General features: G+C 70.1%; 13 protein-coding genes. 9 read left to right on the top strand and 4 right to left on the bottom strand.

The features are described 5' to 3' along the window. Positions 1 to 124 precede the first annotated feature (124 nt). Complete coding sequence (locus GGR66_RS16025; RefSeq protein WP_160964394.1) at positions 125 to 1,849, bottom strand: IlvD/Edd family dehydratase; 1,725 nt, start codon at positions 1,847 to 1,849, stop codon at positions 125 to 127. Positions 1,850 to 2,022: 173 nt separating this feature from the next. On the opposite strand from GGR66_RS16025, the gene GGR66_RS16030 reads away from it, so the two are divergent. Next, entirely contained in the window at positions 2,023 to 2,820 is a 798-nt protein-coding gene (locus tag GGR66_RS16030; RefSeq protein ID WP_184449026.1) for an SDR family oxidoreductase, read from the top strand. Positions 2,821 to 2,994: 174 nt separating this feature from the next. On the opposite strand, the gene GGR66_RS16035 is transcribed toward GGR66_RS16030, so the two are convergent. Continuing rightward, on the bottom strand, positions 2,995 to 3,984 hold the full coding sequence (locus GGR66_RS16035; protein WP_184449028.1) for a LysR substrate-binding domain-containing protein: 990 nt from the start codon (positions 3,982 to 3,984) through the stop codon (positions 2,995 to 2,997). 152 nt (positions 3,985 to 4,136) lie between these two features. Here GGR66_RS16035 and araD1 point away from each other — a divergent pair, with 152 nt between their 5' ends. From araD1 to yjfF, 6 genes are all read left to right on the top strand, one after another. Beyond that, entirely contained in the window at positions 4,137 to 5,144 is a 1,008-nt protein-coding gene (gene araD1, locus GGR66_RS16040) for an AraD1 family protein (RefSeq protein WP_184449030.1), read from the top strand. An 18-nt stretch (positions 5,145 to 5,162) separates the two neighbouring features. Continuing rightward, entirely contained in the window at positions 5,163 to 6,602 is a 1,440-nt protein-coding gene (locus GGR66_RS16045) for an aldehyde dehydrogenase family protein (RefSeq protein WP_184449031.1), read from the top strand. 97 nt (positions 6,603 to 6,699) lie between these two features. Beyond that, positions 6,700 to 7,692, top strand: coding sequence for an ABC transporter substrate-binding protein (locus tag GGR66_RS16050; RefSeq protein ID WP_255421731.1), 993 nt, complete (start codon positions 6,700 to 6,702; stop codon positions 7,690 to 7,692). 10 nt (positions 7,693 to 7,702) lie between these two features. Then, the gene (locus GGR66_RS16055) at positions 7,703 to 9,214 is read left to right on the top strand and encodes a sugar ABC transporter ATP-binding protein (protein ID WP_184449033.1); all 1,512 of its coding nucleotides are present in this window, start codon (positions 7,703 to 7,705) and stop codon (positions 9,212 to 9,214) included. Continuing rightward, positions 9,211 to 10,266: an ABC transporter permease gene (locus GGR66_RS16060; protein ID WP_184449035.1), complete on the top strand. Its 1,056-nt coding sequence runs from the start codon at positions 9,211 to 9,213 to the stop codon at positions 10,264 to 10,266. The genes GGR66_RS16055 and GGR66_RS16060 overlap by 4 nt, the downstream gene beginning before the upstream one ends. Continuing rightward, positions 10,263 to 11,288 carry a galactofuranose ABC transporter, permease protein YjfF gene (yjfF, locus tag GGR66_RS16065; protein ID WP_184449037.1) on the top strand — a complete coding sequence of 342 codons (1,026 nt, stop codon included), beginning with the start codon at positions 10,263 to 10,265 and terminating at the stop codon, positions 11,286 to 11,288. The genes GGR66_RS16060 and yjfF overlap by 4 nt, the downstream gene beginning before the upstream one ends. 66 nt (positions 11,289 to 11,354) lie before the next feature. Here yjfF and GGR66_RS16070 read toward each other — a convergent pair whose 3' ends face one another. Further along, a complete protein-coding gene (locus tag GGR66_RS16070; protein ID WP_184449039.1) occupies positions 11,355 to 14,087 on the bottom strand; it encodes a cellulosome protein in 2,733 nt (910 codons plus the stop codon). 316 nt (positions 14,088 to 14,403) lie between these two features. Here GGR66_RS16070 and GGR66_RS16075 point away from each other — a divergent pair, with 316 nt between their 5' ends. Then, entirely contained in the window at positions 14,404 to 15,024 is a 621-nt protein-coding gene (locus GGR66_RS16075; protein ID WP_184449041.1) for a glutathione S-transferase, read from the top strand. A gap of 92 nt (positions 15,025 to 15,116) precedes the next feature. Next, complete coding sequence (locus GGR66_RS16080) at positions 15,117 to 15,836, top strand: hypothetical protein (RefSeq protein WP_184449043.1); 720 nt, start codon at positions 15,117 to 15,119, stop codon at positions 15,834 to 15,836. A gap of 149 nt (positions 15,837 to 15,985) precedes the next feature. Here GGR66_RS16080 and GGR66_RS16085 read toward each other — a convergent pair whose 3' ends face one another. Then, on the bottom strand, positions 15,986 to 17,251 hold the full coding sequence (locus GGR66_RS16085) for a cation:proton antiporter (protein ID WP_184449045.1): 1,266 nt from the start codon (positions 17,249 to 17,251) through the stop codon (positions 15,986 to 15,988). Positions 17,252 to 17,371 lie beyond the last annotated feature (120 nt).

Genomic DNA, 17,371 nt, shown 5'->3' on the forward strand with positions numbered 1-17,371 from the left:
AAGCTCCTGCACCTCGCCTATGGCGTCCTCAAATCGGGCACCGCGTTCGACCCGAAAAGGGGCCTTGCCTGCTAGGGGATAAGACGGTATCTACGAAAGTCGTGGAAGCATCTCGCTGCGGGTGCTAATGCGAATCGCGCGCCACCGCATCGCCGCTGCTACCGACCAGGAAGTCCAGGTCCGCGCCCAGGTGCGCCTGCTGCACGTGCTCCACATAGAGCTTGCTCCAGCCGCGCGTCGGCGCCGGCGGCGGCGTCCATTCGCTGCGCCGGCGCAGCAGTTCCTCGTCGCTGACTTCCAGGTGCAGTGCGCGGCCGGGGACGTCGAGCTCGATGATGTCGCCGTCGCGCACCAGCGCCAGGGTGCCGCCGGCCGCGGCTTCGGGCGAGGCGTGCAGCACCACGGTGCCGTAGGCGGTCCCGCTCATGCGTGCGTCGGAGATGCGCACCATGTCGGTGATGCCGGCGCGCAGCAGCTTCGGCGGCAGCGGCATGTTGCCGACTTCGGCCATGCCCGGGTAGCCACGCGGACCGCAGTGCTTCAGCACCATGATGCAGTCGGCGTCGATGTCCAGCGCCTCGTCGTCGATGCGCGCCTTGAAATCCTCGATGCTCTCGAACACCACCGCGCGCCCGCGGTGCCGCAGCAGGTGCGGGGACGCGGCCGAGGGCTTGATCACCGCGCCGTCAGGCGCCAGGTTGCCGCGCAGCACGGCGATGCCGGCCTCTGCGCGGACCGGTGCGTCCAGCGGATGGATCACCTCGCGGTTCCAGCACGGCGCCTGCGCCACGTTCTCGCCCACGGTGCGGCCGTTGACGGTGCGTGCGTCCAGCGCCAGTTCGCTGCCGAGCTCGCGCATCACCGCCGGCAGTCCGCCGGCATAGTAGAAGTCTTCCATCAGGTACTGGCCGGACGGTTTGAGGTTCACCAGGCACGGCAGCCGCGAGCCGAGCCGGTCCCAGTCGTCCAGCTGCAGCGGCACGCCCACGCGGCCGGCCAGGGCGAGCAGGTGCAGTACCGCATTGGTGGAGCCGCCGATCGCCGCATTGACCTTGATCGCGTTGGCGAACGCATCGGCGGTCAGCACCTGCGACATGCGCAGGTCCTCTTCCACCATCTGCACGATGCGCCGCCCGCTGAGCCGGGCCAGCCGCGCGCGGCGCGCGTCCACGGCCGGGATCGCCGCGTTCTCCGGCAGCGACATGCCCAGCGCCTCGACCATGCTGGCCATGGTCGACGCGGTACCCATGGTCATGCAACTGCCCTTGGAGCGCTGCATGCAGGCCTCGGCCTCGACGAAGTCGTCCTGGCTCAGGGTGCCGGCGCGGACCATCTCCGACATCTCGATCACGCCGGTGCCCGAGCCCAGCGGTTGCCCGCGCCAGTTGCCCGACAGCGACGGCCCGCCGGACACGCCGATGGTCGGCAGGTCCACGCTGGCCGCGCCCATCAACAAGGACGGGGTGGTCTTGTCGCAGCCCATCAGCAGCACCACGCCATCCAGCGGATTGGCGCGGATCGATTCCTCCACGTCCATGCTGGCGAGGTTGCGGAACAGCATCGCGGTGGGGCGCATCTGCGTTTCGCCCAGCGACATCACCGGGAATTCCAGCGGGAATCCGCCGGCCTCGTACACGCCTTTTTTGACGTGCTCGGCCAGTTCGCGCAGATGGCCGTTGCACGGGGTCAGCTCCGACCAGGTGTTGCAGATGCCGATCACCGGGCGGCCATCGAACATGTCGTGCGGATGGCCGGCGCTCTTGAGCCAGCTGCGGTAGTAGAAGCCCTGCTTGCCTTCGCGCCCGAACCACGCCTGGCTGCGGCGCGGCGGTTTGCTGGGTGAGCCCATGTCGGCGGATTCCTCGAGTCCAGGACGCCGGGATCCGCCTGCGCGCAAGCCGCCCCCGGATGCTTTACGTCGGCGATGCTAGCGGGCATATTGATACGTGAAAAATAGCAAATATCTTCGAATGGATATTTGTTTTCATATATCGAAATCCTATCCACCTAGAGCGAAACGGCATGGACAACTCGGCAAGCGCGGCGCCTTCCTCCCTCGGCAACGCAACCTACGGCAGCCTGCGCGGCCGCCGCGTCTTCATCACCGGCGGCGGCTCCGGCATCGGCGCCGCGCTGGTGGAGGCCTTCGCTGCGCAGGGCGCACAGGTGGCCTTCGTCGATGTCGCGGCCGAGGCCAGCGCCGCGCTGGCCGAGCGGCTAGCCGCGGCGGGCCTGACCGCGCCCTGGTGGCGCCGCTGCGACGTCACCGACGTGGCCGCGCTGCAGGCGGCGATCGGCGCGGCGGCGGCCGAACTGGGCGACTTCCACGTGCTGCTCAACAACGTCGGCAGCGACGACCGCCATGCGCTGGAGGCGGTGACGCCGGAGTACTGGGAGCGCTGCGTGTCGATCAACCAGCGTGCGGCGTTCTTCGCGATCCAGGCGGTGGTGCCGGGCATGCAGCGGCTGGGGGGCGGTTCCATCGTCAACCTGGGCTCCACCGGCTGGCAGAGCAAGACCGGCGGCTATCCGGTCTATGCCACCGCCAAGTCCTCGGTGAACGGCCTGACCCGCGGCCTGGCCCGCGACCTGGGCGCGGCGCGGATCCGCATCAACGTGCTGACCCCGGGCTGGGTGATGACCGAGCGCCAGGTCACCCTGTGGCTGGACGAGGCCGGCGAGCGCGAACTGGCGCGCAACCAGTGCCTGCCGGACAAGGTGATGCCCGACGACATCGCGCGCATGGCGCTGTTCCTGGCCTCGGACGAGGCGCGAGCGATCACCGCGCAGGAGTTCGTGGTGGATGGCGGCTGGACCTGAGCCAGGTCCGGCGGCGGGCGGTGTAGGGATGCCCTGCGGGGTGGCGTCGGCTCGGACAGGGCCATAGCGGAGGAGGTGTCCCGCTTCGCGCGTCGGGGCTGAAGCCCCTCCCACAAACAGCCTGGCGCTGCTGCTGGGAGGCGCGTTGTGGGAGGGACTTCAGTCCCGACGCGATCAGCCCTCCGCAGTCAGCGACGGCGCGGCCGCTGCCACGGTGACGCCGTAGACCGTGGCGGCCGCCTCCTGCAGCGCCTGCAGCACGATCCGCGCGCCGGGCGACAGCAGCCAGTCGCGGCGGGTGATCAGGCCGAAGGCGTCCATGCGGCAGGACAGCGTCACCGGCACGATCGCCACGCTGCCGTGGTCGGCGAAATGCCGGGCCACGTCCTCCGGCACCACCGCCAGCGCGTCGCCATGGCGCAGCAGCTGCGGCAGCACCACCAGCGCCGAGGTCTCGATCACCCGCTTGGGCGCCTCCAGCCCGGCGTTCTGGAACATCAGTTCGAAGCGGTGGCGCAGCACGCTGCCGTCCGGTGGCACGATCCACGGTGCCTCGGCCAGCACGGCCAGTGTCGGCGCCGGCGCCGGCGCCGCCAGCAGCGGATGGCCGGGGCGGGCGATGGCGCAGACCTTTTCCTCGGCCAGCGCCTGGTAGTGCAGGTGGCGCTTGTCGTGCCGCGCGAACAGCCGCGCCACCACGATGTCGAGCTTGTTCTGCGCCAGCTGCTCCAGCAGCACGTCGCTGCCGTCCACGCGCAGGCTCACCCGCAGCAGCGGATGCTGCGCGCCGACCTGGGCCAGGGCCGACGGCAGCAGGCTCATCGCCGGGCCGGCGATCGCGCCGACGGCGACGCTGCCGGCATAGCCGGCCTTCAGCGCCTCGATCTCGGCGCCGGCCTCGCCGAGGCTGGCCAGGGCGATGCGCGCGTGGCGGATCATCGCCTCGCCGTACCAGGTCGCACGCATGCCGCGCGGCAGGCGCTCGAACAGCGGCACCGCCAGCATGTCCTCCAGGTCCTTGAGCAGCTTGGAGGCAGCCGGCTGCGACATGTTCAAGGTCTCGGCGGCGCGGTGGATGTTGCCTTCCTCCTCGATCGCCAGCAGCAGCATCAATTGCCGGGTCTTCAGGCGGGCGCGGACGAACCAGGGCGGGGCGGCGGGCATGGCGCTCACAAAGATACGAATGTTCGTATACGTTAAGCCAAAACCGATATTTGTTGCATATAGGTCGTCCGGCCAGAATAGGACCGGCGCATCGCGTCGCGCGTGTCCCGCGCCGCGCGCTGCGCGCCCGCATTCCGACAGGCGACCGATTCATGCGATTGATCCAGTTGCTCGATGACGCAGGGACCCCCAGCGTCGGCGTGGTGGAGGACGACGGCCGCCAGGTGCGGCTGTTGCGCGAGGTGGATTCGACCTACGCGCTGGCCAACGTGGCGCTGGCCGCCGGCAACCGCCTGGACGCGCAGGCGCAGCTCCTGCGCGGCGAGCGTGTGCTCGACTATGCCGCGCTGCTGGCCGCCGGCCGGGTGTTGCCGCCGCTGACCCATCCGGACCCGGCGCATTGCCGCGTCACCGGCACCGGCCTGACCCACCTGGGCAGCGCGGCGACCCGCGATGCCATGCACCAGAACTTGCAGCAGCAGGCCGAGCAGGGCACGCTCACCGATTCGATGAAGATCTTCCAGCTTGGCGTGGAAGGTGGCATCCCGCGCGACGGCCAGCCCGGCGCGCAGCCGGAATGGTTCTATAAGGGCGACGGCAGCAATCTGGTCGCGCCGGGCGCGCCGCTGCCGTCCCCGGACTTTGCCCTGGACGGCGGCGAGGAACCGGAGTTGGTCGGGCTGTACGTGATCGGCGCCGACGGCGTGCCGTACCGGCTCGGCTTTGCGCTAGGCAACGAATTCTCCGACCACGTCACCGAGCGCCAGAACTACCTGTACCTGGCCCATTCCAAGCTGCGCGCCTGCGCGGTCGGCCCGGAGCTGCGCATCGGCGACCTGCCACGCGACCTGCGCGGGCACAGCCGCATCCGCCGCGGCGATGCGGTGATCTGGGAAAAGCCCTTCGTCACCGGCGAGGCCAACATGTGCCACTCGCTGGCCAATCTCGAATACCACCATTTCAAGTACGCCGCGCACCGCGTGCCCGGCGACGTGCACCTGCATTTCTTCGGCACCGCCACGCTGAGCTTCGCTGACGGCGTGCAGGCACAGCCCGGCGACCGCTTCGAGATCGAACTGCCCGAGTTCGGCGCGGCGCTGGTCAATCCCTTGCAGCGCGTCGAGAGCGGATTCGCCCTGGGCGGCGTGCGCGCGCTGTAGAACCGCACGGAGGTAGATATGACCCGACGTTTCCAGAGCTACATCGACGGCCGCTGGGTGGCCGGCGATGCGATCGCCCCCGACGAGAATCCGTCCGACCTGTCGGCACCGGTCGGCGAGGCCGGCAATGTCGATGCGGCCACGGTGCGCGAGGCGATCGCCGCGGCCAACGCAGCGCAGTCGGCCTGGGCCGCGACTACGCCGCAGCAGCGCGCCGACGCGCTGGATGCGGTCGGCAGCGAGATCCTGGCGCGCAAGCAGGAACTGGGCGCGCTGCTGGCATCGGAAGAGGGCAAGACCCTGCCGGAGAGCATCGGCGAGGCGGCGCGCGCCGGGCAGATCTTCAAGTTCTTCGCCGGCGAGGCCTTGCGCATTCCCGGCGAGACGCTGGCCTCCACCCGGCCCGGGGTCAACGTCGAAATCACCCGCGAGCCAGTCGGTACGGTCGGCATCATCGCGCCGTGGAATTTCCCGCTGGCGATCCCGGCGTGGAAGATCGCGCCGGCGCTGGCCTACGGCAACACCGTCGTGTTCAAGCCGGCGGAGATCGTGCCCGGTTGCGCCTGGGCGCTGGCCGAGATCCTCAGCCGCGCGGGCCTGCCCAACGGCGCGTTCAACCTGGTGCTCGGCAGCGGCAGCACGGTCGGCCAGGCGCTGGTCGCCGAGCGCGGCATCGATGCGCTGAGCTTCACCGGCTCGGTGCCCACCGGCAACCGGCTGCTGCGCCAGGCCGCCGAGCGCGGGCTGAAGATCCAGTTGGAGATGGGCGGCAAGAATCCGCTGGTGGTGCTGGCCGATGCCGACCTGGACCTGGCGGTGGAGATCGCGGTCAACGGCGCCTACTTCTCCACCGGCCAGCGTTGCACCGCCTCGAGCCGGTTGATCGTCGAACGCGAGGTGCACGATGAATTCGTCGGGCGTGTGCGTACGCGCCTGGCTGCACTGAAGATCGGCCATGCGTTGGAGCCGGGCGTGGACATCGGCCCGGTCGCCAGCGCCAGCCAGTTCGAACAGGACCGCGACTACCTGCGCATCGCCCGCGAAGAAGGCGCCGAACTGCTCTACGGCGGCGAAGCGCTGGAGTGCGCGCACCGCGGCTACTACCTGCGCCCGGCGCTGGTCGCCGCGCAGCCGCAGCACCGCATCGCCCGCGAGGAAGTGTTCGGCCCGGTCGCGGCGGTGCTGGTGGCCGACGACTACGAGCACGCGCTGGCCCTGGCCAACGACACCGAGTTCGGCCTGTGCGCCGGCATCGCCACGCGCTCGCTGAAGCACGCCACGCATTTCAAGCGGCACGCGCAGGCGGGCATGGTGATGGTCAACCTGCCCACCGCCGGCGTCGACCCGCACGTGCCGTTCGGCGGGCGCAAGGCGTCCAGCTACGGCCCGCGCGAGCAGGGCCGGTATGCGGTGGAGTTCTACACCACGGTCAAGACCGCCTATACATCCGCACCATGAACTGATCGAACCAGCGCACGCCGGCCTGGGAGGGTGGGCGGCGCGTCGCGGCCTCAGGGCCCGTCCGCCGCCAGCGTGCCATCAACGAGGAGGGGCTATGCAGAAGCACAAGTCGGGAATGCGTGCGCTGGGCATCGTGGCGCTGCTGGGCATGGCGCTGGCCGCCTGTTCCGGCGGCGGCAAGGACGCGGGCAAGGCGCCCGGACAACTGACCGTCGGTTTCAGCCAGGTCGGCGCCGAGAGCGAGTGGCGTACCGCCAACACCGCTTCGATCAAGCAGGCCGTCGCCGATGCCGGCATGAAGCTGAAGTTCTCCGACGCGCAGCAGAAGCAGGAGAACCAGATCAAGGCGCTGCGTTCGTTCATCGCCCAGCGCGTGGACGTGATCGCGTTTTCGCCGGTGGTGGAATCGGGCTGGGAGACCGTGCTGCGCGAGGCCAAGGCCGCGAAGATCCCGGTGGTGCTCACCGACCGCGCGGTAAAGGTGTCCGACGACAGCCTGTACGTCACCCTGATCGGCTCGGATTTCGTCGAGGAAGGGCGCAAGGCGGCGCGCTGGCTGGTCGAGCAGTCGCCGTTGAAGGACGGCGACAAGCCGGTGCGCATCGTCGAGCTGCAAGGCACCGTCGGCTCGGCGCCGGCGATCGATCGCATGAAGGGCTTCAAGGAAATCCTGGCGGCGCATCCGCGCTTCCAGATCGTGCGCTCGCAGAGCGGCGACTTCACCCGCGCCAAGGGCAAGGAAGTGATGGAGGCGTTCCTGAAGGCGGAAGGGCGCAACATCGACGTGCTCTATGCGCACAACGACGACATGGCGATCGGCGCGATCCAGGCGATCGAGGAGGCCGGGCTGACGCCGGGCAAGGACATCCTGGTGATCTCGGTGGACGGGGTGAAGGGCGCGTTCGAGGCGATGCAGGCGGGCAAGCTGAACGTCACCGTCGAATGCAATCCGCTGCTGGGCCCGCAACTGGTGCAGGCCATCCGCGACCTCAAGGCCGGCAAGACCCTGCCCAAGCGCATCGTGGTGGAGGAGTCGGTGTACACCCAGGACCAGGCCGCGGCCGAACTGCCCAAGCGCAAGTACTGAGGGCGCGCGCATGCATCCGCTGGTGCTGGAGGCGCAGGGACTGAGCAAGGCCTACGCCGGCGTGGCCGCGCTGGAGGACGTGGCGCTGCGCCTGCGCGGCGGCGAGATCCACGCGCTGATGGGCCAGAACGGCGCCGGCAAGTCGACCCTGATCAAGTTGCTGACAGGGGTGGCGGCCGCCGACGCCGGGCGCATCGTGCTGGACGGCGCCGTCGTCGCGCCGGCGTCGCCGCAGCAGGCGCAACGGCTCGGCATCAGCACCGTGTACCAGGAAGTGAACTTGTGCCCGAACCTGTCGGTGGCCGAGAACCTGTTCGCCGGTCGCTATCCGCTGCGCGGCTGGCCGCGGCGCATCGACTGGCGCCGGGTCGAGCGCGACGCCGAGGCCGCACTGCAGCGGCTGGGCATCGCCATCGACGTGCGTCGCGCGCTGGGCACCTATCCGGTGGCGGTGCAGCAGATGGTGGCGATCGCGCGTGCGGTTAGCGTCTCTGCGCGAGTGCTGATCCTCGACGAACCGACTTCCAGTCTCGACGAGGGCGAGGTGGCCGAGCTGTTCCGGGTGATGCGCGCGCTGCGCGAGGCCGGCATGGCGATCCTGTTCGTCACCCATTTCCTGGACCAGGTGTATGCGGTGGCCGACCGCATCAGCGTGCTGCGCAACGGCCGCCTGGTCGGCGAGGACACGCCCGACGCGCTGCCCGCACCGCAACTGGTCGCGGCGATGGTCGGGCGCGCGCTCGACCCGGCCAGCGCCGCAGCCGCCGCGGTGCGCGCCGCCACACCCGAGGACGCGGCGCCGCTGCTGCAGGCGCAGGGCCTGGGCCGGCGCGGCCAGCTGCACCCGACCGATCTGCAACTGCGCCGCGGCGAGGTGCTGGGCCTGGCCGGCCTGCTCGGCGCTGGCCGCACCGAACTGGCGCGGCTGCTGTTCGGGCTGGACCGCGCCGATCGCGGCCGCGTGTCGATCGACGGCCGCGACGTGGCCCTGCGCGGCCCGCCCGACGCGATCGCCCACGGCCTGGCGCTGTGCCCGGAAGAACGCAAGACCGAGGGCATCGTCGCCGAGCTGTCGGTGCGCGAGAACATCGTGCTGGCCTTGCAGGCGCGCATGGGCCTGCGCCGGTTCCTGGCGCCGGCCGAGCAGGTGCGCATCGCGCAGGGCTATGTGGACGTGCTGGGCATCAAGACCGCCAGCCTGGACACGCCGGTGGGGCTGTTGTCCGGCGGCAACCAGCAGAAGGTGGTGCTGGCGCGGTGGCTGGCGACGCGGCCGCGGCTGCTGATCCTCGACGAACCCACCCGCGGCATCGACATCGCCGCCAAGCAGGACATCATGACCCGGATCCTGGCCTTGGCCCGCGAGGGCATGGCGGTGCTGTTCATTTCCGCCGAAGTCGCCGAGATCGCGCGCATCGCCGACCGCATCGCGGTGCTGCGCGAACGCCGTCTGGTCGGCGAACTGCCCGGCGGCTGCGGCGAGCGTGCGATCTTCGACCTGATCGCCGGGAGCGCGGCATGAGCGCCGCCGCCACGCCCGATACGACTGCCGCGCGCTGGCCTGCGCGGCTGCGCGCGCACCCGCTGTTCTGGCCGCTGGCGACGCTGGCCGTGCTGCTGCTCGGCAACGGCGTGTTCGATCCCGGCTTCCTGAGCCTGCAATGGCGCGATGGCCATCTGTACGGCAGCCTGGTCGACATCGGCAACCGCGCCGCGCCGCTGGCGCTGGTGGCGATGGGCATGACCCTGGTGATCGCGGTGCGCGGCCTGGACATCTCGGTGGGCGCGGTGGTGGCGATCGCCGCGACGGTGGCGGCCTGGATGATCGGTGGCGGCGAACACAGCCGCTTCCCGCTGTGGGCGGTGCTGCTGGCGCCGCTGCTGGTGGCGGCGCTGTGCGGGCTGTGGAACGGGCTGCTGGTGGTCAAGGTCGGCATGCAGCCGATCATCGCCACGCTGATCCTGATGGTGGCCGGGCGCGGCATCGCGCAACTGCTCGGCGACGGACAGATCCTGACCATCTACTACCCGCCGTACTTCTATCTCGGCAACGGCTTCCTGCTCGGCCTGCCGTTCGCCTTGTTCGTGGTCGCCGCGGTGTTCGTGGTGTTGCAGCTGCTGCTGGGGCGCACCGCGTTGGGGCTGTTCGTGCGCGCCATCGGCCACAACCCGCGGGCGGCGCGGGTGGCGGGCGTGCGTGCGCGGTTGATCGCGGTGCTGCTGTATGTGTTCTGCGCGTTCAGCGCCGGCCTCGCCGGGCTGCTGATCAGCTCCAACGTCAAGAGCGCCGACGCCAACAACGCCGGGCAACTGATGGAGCTGGACGCGATCCTGGCGGTCACCCTCGGCGGCACGCTGCTCGATGGCGGCCGCTTCAGCCTGGCCGGCAGCGTGATCGGTGCGCTGATCATCCAGACCCTGACCGCGACCATCTATGCCTTCGGCGTGCCGGCGCAGGTCACCATGCTGATCAAGGCGCTGCTGGTGTTCGCGGTGATGCTGCTGCAATCGCCGGTGTTCCGCGCCAACCTGCGCAACTGGATCAGGCGTTCGCCGCCGCAGGTGCGGCCATGAGCGCGGCGGCGCCGCGCGCGACCGTGTCCGGCCTGCGCAAGGCGGCGGGCACGCTGCAGGGCGCGCGCCTGCCGCTGGCGATCACCGTGGCGCTGTTCGTGGCCATGCTCGCGGCCGGCGGCGTGCTCTACGACGGCTTCCTGGCACCGCAGGTGCTGGCCAATCTGCTGATCGACAACGCCTTCCTGTGCATCGCCGCGGTCGGCATGAGCCTGGTGATCCTCAGCGGCGGCATCGACCTGTCGGTCGGTGCGGTGCTGGCCTTCAGCACGGTGCTGTCGGCGTCCCTGGTCGAGCGCCATGGCTGGTCGCCGCTGGCGGCGATTCCGCTGGTGCTGCTGCTCGGCAGCGTGTTCGGCGCCGGCATGGGCCTGCTGATCCAGCGCTATCGCCTGCAGCCGTTCGTGGTGACCCTGGCCGGCATGTTCCTGGCGCGTGGCGCCAGCTATCTGATCAGCGTCGACTCGATCCCGATCACCGACCCGCTGTATACCGCGATCGCGCAGGCGCGGCTGCCGCTGGGCGGCGGCGCGTCGCTGTCGGTCGGCGCGCTGATCGCGCTGGCCATGGTGGCGCTGGGCATGTGGCTGACCCAGTGCACCCGCTTCGGCCGCTGCGTGTACGCACTCGGCGGCAGCGAGGCCTCGGCGCGGTTGATGGGCCTGCCGGTGGAGGCGACACAGGTGCGCGTCTACGCCTTCAGCGGCTTCTGCTCGGCACTGGCCGGGGTGGTGTGCACGTTCTACATGCTGTCCGGCTACAGCCTGCACGCGCAAGGCCTGGAGCTGGACGCCATCGCCGCGGTGGTGATCGGCGGCACCCTGCTCGCCGGCGGCAGCGGCTACGTGATCGGCACTTTGTTCGGCGTGCTGATCCTGGGCGCGATCCAGACCTTGATCGTGTTCGACGGCACGCTCAGTTCGTGGTGGACGCGCATCGTGATCGGCGGTTTGCTGTTGCTGTTCTGCCTGCTGCAGCGACTGCTGACCCGGCGCCTGCCGGCTGGGGATGCCGTTGCCTGACCTGGGGCGCCGGGCGGCGCCAGCGCGCCAGCGCGCGCGTGCGGCCGTTTCTCGCGACAGTCCCCGCTAGCGGGGGGCCGGCGGCACCGCATCGTCCTGCAGCGGCGTGACCGCGATCCAGTCGATGTCCGGTGCGTACCGCGAGCGCAGCAGGATGTCGGGAGCACGCTGCGAGATGTAGTGGACGCCGTCGGCATCGGGGACTTCTTCGCCGGAAAGCTGGATGCGATTGCGCCCGGCGCGCAGTTCGACCGGCACGCTCAGTTCCCACCAGTTGTTGCGGTGGAAGCTGTGCGGGAAGGTCGCCAGTATCGGCGGCGCCCCGTTGACGCGGATGCGCCCGACGCGGGCCAGCGGATCCGGGTTGTAATGGCTCGCCTTCGACTGTTCGTCGTTGGCGTAACGCAGGGTCAGCATGTACGGGCCGGCGCGCTCGACCATGACCGAGGCGAAGGTGAGCGTATTGCCGTTGCCGGGTTCGCCGCCGATGCCGGTCACCGCTGCGCCGCCGCTGGCGAGGGTGGCCTGGGTGCGATGCGCGCTGCCGGCGATGGTCGCCTGTTCGGCTTCGTAGTGCGGGCCGAGCATGGCGCCGGGACCCACCCGCAGGCGATCCAGCACAGGGCGCTCGGCGCTGCCGCCGACCACGATCTTGTTGATCCCGCCCAGCAGGAACACCGCTTGCGTGGGCGTCTGCAGCGGGCGGCCGTTGACGGCGAGCGACAACGCGCCGGGCGTGGCCAGGTCCATCGACAGTGGCGTCACTCCTTCCTGCGGCGCATACACCCAGAAGGTGGCGGTGGCGCCGGCCGGCAGCGCCACCGCGCCGGCGCCGGAGACGTCGTCGCGGTCGTAGCGCGCCTGCGCGCCGCCCGCCAGCGTGGCGAGTTCGGCCTCGTAGACCTGCGTCTCGCTGGCGGGATCGGGCAACGACAGGGTGATGCGGTCGATCAGCGCATTGCCGCGTGTGTGCCGCCGCCCATCCGCGCTTGCGCTGGCGATGCCGAGCACGTGGCGGCCCGCGCTCAGGCGGAGGCGCAGGTCGGCGTGGTCCCACACCACCGGCTTGTAGCCGAGCGGTAGCATCACCTCGCGTTCGCTGGCCGGATCCCCGTCGATGCGCACGAAGACATTGGTCGGCCCCAGTGCGGCGACCAGCGGATCCTGGTTGAAACTGTTGGCGAGGATGCGCAGATCGTAGAGGCCGTCCTGCGGCACCGCGACGGCGAAGTCCAGGCGCACATCGCGGTCGCTGGCGAATCCGCCGACGGCGTAGCGGCCGGAGGTGAAGAAACGATCGAGCGCCTGCGGCGAGCCTTCCGGACCGTGCCGTTCGTAGCCGCTGCCCTGATGCGCGGCGTTCTCTGCTTCGTACCGCTGCTGCCAGCGCAGTGCCGGCGGTTGTGCAGGGCCGCCGTGCATGCCCGGCATGACCACCAGGCTGTAGGCCGATTCGGCGTTCAGCGCCGGCAATGCGCCGTGGCCGAACTGCAGATCGATGCGGTCGGCGACCACCGGCACCTGCACGTCCGCGAGCAGGCGCGGTGCGGCGGCGTCGCCGAGCTGTCCGGTCCAGGGGATTTCGCGCACGACCACGCGCACTCGCTTGCCGAACGAGGCGCTCGGAATGTGGGTCAACGCCAGCGTGGCGGGCCCGCTACTGCCGCCGAACAGGACGCGCGCCTGCGTCTGTCGCGGGTCGAGGGCGGCCACCGCCTGCAGGCTGTCGTCCTGCCCGGGATGCGGTGGCGTTACCGCCACGGTGCGCATGCCACGCATCGCCGCATAGGCGTTCAGCAGCCACCACTGGCCGTTGCCGCGATTGGCCTGGACCGCCGAGTCGCTCAGGTTGCCGTCGATGTTCCAGTACGCCAGGTCGGCATCGACCTTGGCCGCTTCGATCGCCGCCGCCCACTGCACGATCTGCCCCGGCACCGAGGTGTGGTAGTTGAACGCGTACTCGTCGATGTTGATCGGCAGGTGCCGGCCGGCCAGCGCGGTGCCGGCGAAGAGTTCCTGTTCCCAGCGGCGGAAGCGGGCCACGCTGCGCGACAACGACGCGGGATTGCTCAGTTCGTGCCAGGTGACCACGTCGGGCAGGGTGCCCGCGCGCAGCGCATGCTGCAGGAAGCCCTTGTCCTGGTCGAACAGAATGCTGGTGTTGGGGCCGGCGATGCGCGCGTCCGGCAGGATGGCGCGGATGCGTCGCCATGCGCGGTCCCAGGCGTCGAAATAGGCGCTCGGGTCGCTGCGCCAATCCACGCCGTTGCAACTGTCCGGACCCGCCTGTCCCGGCGCGGCGGCCTTGGCGAACATGTTGCCTTCGGGCTCGTTGAACGGCACGAACACCACGTGCCGGCGGTATTGCGCGGGCAGCGCCTTGACCTGCTCGACCTGGCGCGCGATCTCGTCCAGGTAGTGCGCTACGGACTGCGCGCAGTCGCCCTGGGTCCAACGGTACGGGAAGCCGCGGTGGATGTCGGTCATGTAGATGTAGGTATCGCCGCCGGAGCCGGTGGCGATCGAGCGAATCACCTCGAGCGCATCGGCGCCGGGATGTTGCAGCCCGTCCTGTGCCTTGGTCGCCACGCTGCGCAGGCCCATGCCCTCGACCAGGTTGGGTGACGGCAGGCGCGCGTCGTACAGACCGTAGAGACTGCCGGAGGCGCCGCCATGGAACGGGCCGGTGTCCTGCGCCAGGTCGACGGTGAGGCGATCGGCCGCGGTCGCGGTGCCGGCCCAGGTGGCGAGGCAGAGGGCCAGCAGCCGCGGGACGGGGAAACGAACAGATGCGAGCATGGGCGGGATGTCGGCAATGGCACGATGCGGCCGGCGCGTGGCGAAACCATCGCCCGCCGGGTCTTGGCGGCAGGATAGGGCCGCCAGCCACCATCGAACAATCGCGTAAATCGGCGCTGCGATATCCGAATTGGGATGAGGTGTCGCCGCCCGCGACGGATCGCGCTGTCGCGGGTGGTTGCGTGGTGGACGCGCATCCTGATCGGCAGTCTGCTGCAGTGCTTCCTGCTGTGGCCGCCTTCCCGACGGCGGCGGGCGGTGCGCGCTTGCACGGCGCTGCAGCGTAGAATCCGGCAACCGCAACCGGAGCGCCGACATGCTGACCATCTGGGGTCGCCACAACTCGAGCAACGTGCGCAAGGTGCTGTGGTGCGCCGAGGAAGCCGGCGTGGCGTACCGATCGATCGAGGTTGGTGGCGCGTTCGGAGGCAACGACGCACCGGCCTATCGCGCGCTCAATCCGAACGGCCTGGTGCCGGCGATCGAGGACGACGGCCTGGCGTTGTGGGAATCCAACGCCATCGTGCGCTACCTGGCCGCGCGCTACGCCCCGGGCACGCTGTACCCGCAGGATCCGGTGTTGCGGGCGCAGGGCGACAAGTGGATGGACTGGACCACCTCGCGCTTCGCCGGCGCCTTCCGCGACCTGTTCTGGGGCGTACTGCGCACGGCGCCGGAACAGCGCGACGCCGCCAGGATCGCCGCCGCGCTGGAACAATCGGCCGAGCTGTTGCACACCGCCGATGCCGCGCTGGCGCAGCAGCCGTGGCTGTCGGGCGAGCACTTCGCGATGGGCGACATCCCGCTGGGCAGCTTCGCCTACGCCTGGTTCGAGATGCCGATCGAACGCCCGGCGCTGCCGCACCTGCACGCCTGGTACCAACGCCTGCAGCAGCGCCCGGCCTACCGCAAGGGCGTGATGACGGCGCTGACCTGAGCGGCATCGTGCACGGCCGGCGCGTCGTCGCGGCTACATGCCTGTGACGTGCGCGCATTTGCGATCCCACTGACGGCAAGGAGCCGCGACCGATGATCGAACCTCCCAAGATCGTTCTCTGCATTCCCGGGTCATGGCCGGATCGCGCCGACCTGCTGGCGCGCATCGTCCAGGACAGTGGCGGTTACCTGTTCGCCGGGCACGTGCTGATGCACATGGACAGCGGCGCGGCGTGCGAATTGCAGCACGAGCCGCACGATGCACGCATGGCCGACGCGTTCGCCGCCGCCGGACCGCACTGGCGTGGCTCCACGGACATGGCACGCATCGGCACCCATGCGTCGGTCGTGTACCTGATCGGCGCCGGCGGCTCGCGGGTACGCGCCGAGACGATGATGCGTGCGGCCGCTGCGTTGCTGGACGCCGGCGGCCTGGGGGTGAAGGTCGAAAGCAGCGGCGTCGCCCACAGCCCGGCCGACTGGCGCCAACTGTGCGCGGACCTGGCGCTTGGCAGCGCCCATCGCGCCTACGTGCTGAACATCACCGGCGAGCAGGTGCATTCCTGCGGCATGCACCAGTTCGGCATGAAGGACGCGATCGTCGCGGCGCAGGCGGCGACCGAGCCGGTCGGCCTGCTGCACACCTTCACCTCCTATCTGTTCAACGAAGCGCCCGACGTGCGTGAGGGTCATACGTTCTCGGTCGCGGCGGATGCGCCGCGCTACCGGATCCAGGCCGAGGCCAGCAGCCAGTTCCAGCCCGGCGACCTGTTCGCCAATCCCTACGGGTTGTGGCGGCTGACGCCGCTCTGACGGTGCGTTTCTTCCGAGATCCGTGTGTGGCGAGCAGGGCTTGATGAGCTGCTCGCCGCGCCTGCGCTGCGTACGGCTGTTTTGCTCAGTGAGCCTGGTCTGCTCCGGATGCGGCGTTGCGATGATGCCCTCGTCGGCGCCTGTGCGCCTCAGGGTCTCCCGCCGGCCACCGCCGGCACCGCGTCGCCAGCCGCGCGGCGCATCACCCAGTTGAACAGCGGGGTGGCCATCAGCGTGGAGGTGATGGCCATCAGCACCAGGATCGAGAACAGGCCCTGTTCGATCACCCCGGCCTGCAGGCCGATGTTGATGATGATCAGCTCCATCAGGCCGCGCGCGTTCATCAGTGCGCCGATCGCCATCGCATTGTGGTTGTTCTCGCCGCTGATCCGCGCCGCGGCCCAGCAGGCGATGCCCTTGCCCAGGAACGAGGCCAGCAGCACCACGCCGGCGGCCAGCAGGATTTGCGGGTCCAGCAGCACGCTCAGTTCGGTCTTGAGCCCGGAGAAGGTGAAGAACATCGGCAGCAGGAACACCACCACGAACGGCTGCAATTGCTCGCGCAGCTTCTCGGTCAGCGCGCCCTTGGGCAGGCAGGCACCGAGCAGGAAACCGCCGAACACCGCGTGGATGCCAATGGCGTCCATCGCCCAGGCGCTGACGCAGAACAGCATCAGCACCACCGCGAGCACGCCTGCGCTCAGCGGCTGGTCGGGGCGCACGTGGTCGGCCAGGCGGCGCAGCCAATGGCGGCCGACCAGCATCATGAACAGCGCGTAGCCCACGCCGCCGCCGATCGCGAGATAGGCGCTGCCCCAACTGCCGCCGAAGCTGGCCAACACCAACGCAAGGATGCACCAGGCCGCGGCGTCGTCGACCGCGCCGGCGGTCAGCGCCAGCGTGCCCAGCGGGCTGCCGGTGAGGCCGCGCTCGTGGATGATCCGCGCCAGCATCGGGAACGCGGTGATGGCGATGGCCGCGCCCAGGAACAGCGAGGCCTCCAGCAGCTTGGCCTTGGCCGAGAACAGCCCCGGCACGTGCAGCAGCCACGGCGCCAGCACGAAAGCCAGCACGAACGGCACCGCGATGCCGGCCAGCGACACGCCCATCGCGCTGCGGTAGCGCGTGCGGAAGTGCTCGCCACGGAAATCGGTACCGACCAGGAACATGTACAAGCCCACGCCGAACTGCGCGGCCACGTACAGCATGTCCAGGGTCGGCTTGGGAAACAGCGCGTGCTGCAGGTCCGGCAGCAGCGCGCCGAACAGCGACGGCCCCAGCGCGACGCCGGCGATCATCTCGCCGACCACCTGCGGCTGTCCCAGGCGCTTGGCCAGCAGGCCGACCAGGCGGCACGCCAGCAGGATCGCCGCTGCCTGCAGAAAGAAATACACCGACATCTGCGGGGTGGTCATGGGCGGCCGTCCTGGAAGTGTCGGCGGATGATAGGAGGCCGGCGCCGCGAAATCCATGCGGCCGCCGCGCCACGTGGTGGAGCGGGGCGCGTTTGCGGTATGGTGCCTCGCGCGCGCCGC

The organism is Xanthomonas sp. 3498 (assembly GCF_014199795.1).
Taxonomy (GTDB): Bacteria; Pseudomonadota; Gammaproteobacteria; order Xanthomonadales; family Xanthomonadaceae; genus Xanthomonas_A; species Xanthomonas_A rydalmerensis.

Excerpts from the sequence above, each read along its gene's own strand:
- GGR66_RS16025 (WP_160964394.1), bottom strand. The coding sequence starts at position 1,849 with ATGGGCTCACCCAGCAAACCGCCGCGCCGCAGCCAGGCGTGGTTCGGG.
- GGR66_RS16030 (WP_184449026.1), top strand. The coding sequence starts at position 2,023 with ATGGACAACTCGGCAAGCGCGGCGCCTTCCTCCCTCGGCAACGCAACC.
- GGR66_RS16035 (WP_184449028.1), bottom strand. The coding sequence starts at position 3,984 with ATGCCCGCCGCCCCGCCCTGGTTCGTCCGCGCCCGCCTGAAGACCCGG.
- araD1 (WP_184449030.1), top strand. The coding sequence starts at position 4,137 with ATGCGATTGATCCAGTTGCTCGATGACGCAGGGACCCCCAGCGTCGGC.
- GGR66_RS16045 (WP_184449031.1), top strand. The coding sequence starts at position 5,163 with ATGACCCGACGTTTCCAGAGCTACATCGACGGCCGCTGGGTGGCCGGC.
- GGR66_RS16050 (WP_255421731.1), top strand. The coding sequence starts at position 6,700 with ATGCAGAAGCACAAGTCGGGAATGCGTGCGCTGGGCATCGTGGCGCTG.
- GGR66_RS16055 (WP_184449033.1), top strand. The coding sequence starts at position 7,703 with ATGCATCCGCTGGTGCTGGAGGCGCAGGGACTGAGCAAGGCCTACGCC.
- GGR66_RS16060 (WP_184449035.1), top strand. The coding sequence starts at position 9,211 with ATGAGCGCCGCCGCCACGCCCGATACGACTGCCGCGCGCTGGCCTGCG.
- yjfF (WP_184449037.1), top strand. The coding sequence starts at position 10,263 with ATGAGCGCGGCGGCGCCGCGCGCGACCGTGTCCGGCCTGCGCAAGGCG.
- GGR66_RS16070 (WP_184449039.1), bottom strand. The coding sequence starts at position 14,087 with ATGCTCGCATCTGTTCGTTTCCCCGTCCCGCGGCTGCTGGCCCTCTGC.
- GGR66_RS16075 (WP_184449041.1), top strand. The coding sequence starts at position 14,404 with ATGCTGACCATCTGGGGTCGCCACAACTCGAGCAACGTGCGCAAGGTG.
- GGR66_RS16080 (WP_184449043.1), top strand. The coding sequence starts at position 15,117 with ATGATCGAACCTCCCAAGATCGTTCTCTGCATTCCCGGGTCATGGCCG.
- GGR66_RS16085 (WP_184449045.1), bottom strand. The coding sequence starts at position 17,251 with ATGACCACCCCGCAGATGTCGGTGTATTTCTTTCTGCAGGCAGCGGCG.